This is a genomic window from Clostridium sp., from assembly GCF_036781005.1.
Lineage (GTDB): Bacteria > Bacillota > Clostridia > Clostridiales > Clostridiaceae > Clostridium_B.
Genome location: NZ_DAIQBT010000047.1, coordinates 1 through 1,966, shown reverse-complemented (window position 1 = coordinate 1,966; position 1,966 = coordinate 1). Strand labels below are relative to the sequence as shown.

2 protein-coding genes and 1 pseudogene are annotated in these 1,966 nt (G+C 29.8%); 2 read left to right on the top strand and 1 reads right to left on the bottom strand.

Annotated features, from left to right (window positions below):
* Positions 1-638 (top strand): annotated as a pseudogene (locus tag V7Q02_RS14280) (oxaloacetate decarboxylase subunit alpha); the annotation flags it as partial.
* Between the two features lie 27 nt (positions 639-665).
* Here V7Q02_RS14280 and V7Q02_RS14275 read toward each other — a convergent pair.
* On the bottom strand, positions 666-1,526 hold the full coding sequence (locus tag V7Q02_RS14275) for a MurR/RpiR family transcriptional regulator (RefSeq protein WP_106064700.1): 861 nt from the start codon (positions 1,524-1,526) through the stop codon (positions 666-668).
* 174 nt (positions 1,527-1,700) lie between these two features.
* Here V7Q02_RS14275 and V7Q02_RS14270 point away from each other — a divergent pair.
* The coding region (locus V7Q02_RS14270; RefSeq protein ID WP_333861751.1) for a phasin family protein at positions 1,701-1,966 on the top strand (266 nt) is incomplete at its 3' end.

The window sequence follows — 1,966 nt, the reverse complement described above, 5'->3', positions numbered from 1 at the left end:
ATTATGGCTTCAATACAAATTTAGATGGTAATAAATTAAAAGAAATAAATGATTTCTTTAAACCTATTAGGGAGGACTTTATTAAAAAAGGAATATTAAATGCTAAAGTATTATCTCCTCAGCCAGAAGCTCTTATATATCAAATTCCAGGGGGAATGCTTTCTAATATGATATCCCAACTTAAAGAACAAAATTCTTTAAATAAATTAGAAGAGGTTTTAAATGAAGTTCCTAAAGTAAGAGAAGACTTAGGCTACCCACCATTAGTTACTCCTATGAGCCAAATGGTAGGAACTCAAGCTACTATAAATATTCTTACCGGCGAAAGATATAAAATGATTCTAAAGGAAGTTAAAGCATATCTTAGGGGAGAATACGGAAAAGCTCCTGGTAAAATTAATGAAGATTTATTAAAAAAAGTTTTAGGAGAAGAAAAACCTATAACAACTAGATATGCAGATACCTTAGAACCAGCCTTTGAAAAGACTAAAGAAAAATTAAAAAATTTAACTATTCGTAATGAGGATGTATTAACCTATCTATTATTTCCAGAAATTGCAGAAGAATTCTTAAGGAAGAAAAAGAACCATCCTTCTGCTGATGAATTAAGAGAAAAAAGTAAAAGTAGTGTAATTTAAATAAAAAGCCCGTAAATATACGGGTTTTTACTTAATTCTTTTCCCTTTTATTACAGTTCTTGTGTTATTTAAATACTTTTTTACCTCATCAAACTGACGGCTGGCAACCCCTGCAAATAATACATCAATTACATTTAATTGAGCAATTCTTGAGGACATAGCTCCACTTCTTATACTTATTTCTGGAGCAGCAACAAATAGATTTATATCACAAATCTGACTTATTGAACTTTGACCGTACTTTGTTATACTTATAGTAGTTGCTTCAGCTTCCTTAGCAACCTTTATAGAATCATATATATCCTTTGTCTCTCCTGAGTAAGAAATTGCTATAGCTACATCTCCTTTTTTCATATTAGATGCTGAAGCTATTTGCATATGGGTATCTGCATGAGCAGTAACTACCTTATTTATTCTAGAAAACTTTTGGAATGCATCAAAGGCTATAACATAAGAAGCTCCCACTCCATAAAAATCCATTCTCTTAGCTGAAATTATGGCATCTACAGCTCTTTTTACTTCATTATAATCTAGTATTTCTAAGGTATCATCTATAGATTTTTTATTATTATAACTTATATTTTGTATTATACTTTCTAAAGGATCTCCAGGCTCTACGTCGGTATACTGTTCTTCCATATTTCCATCCTTATTTATGTGTGCCATATCTTTTGTAATACTTATCTTAAAATCTTTATATCCATTAAACCCCAGCAACTTGCATAATCTAACTACTGTGGCTTCACTAGAACCGCTCATTTGAGCTAATTCACCAATAGATAAATCAGAAATTTTCTCCGGATTCTCTAATATAAACTTTCCAATCTTTTTTTCAGAGCGACTTAATTCCTGTAATATCTCTTTTATCTTTATTAAACTGCCTGACATATACTTACCTTCCCATATCATCATATTTATATATATTATACCAATTTAAAACTAACTTTTACATATATTTATTATCTAAAATATTGTAAACAAATAATAAATTATGACTAGATGTCATATACTAGTGTTATGAATGGTAGTATAATTATGGTATATATTTTGGGAGGTGTAATTATGCTTAATGAACTAAAAAATGTATTTTTAGCTGGGGTAGGCTCTGCTGCTTACACTTATGAGAAAGCTACAAAACTTGTTGACGAAATGGTTCAAAAGGGTAAGATAACTGTAGATGAGGGTAAAGAATTATCTGAAGAATTAAAAAGGACTGTAAAGACTAAAACAAGTGATGAAAGTTCTAAACCAATTACTAAAGAAGATTTCAGAGAATTATTAAAAGAAATGGATTTTGCAAGTAAGGAAGATTTTGATTCCTTAAATAA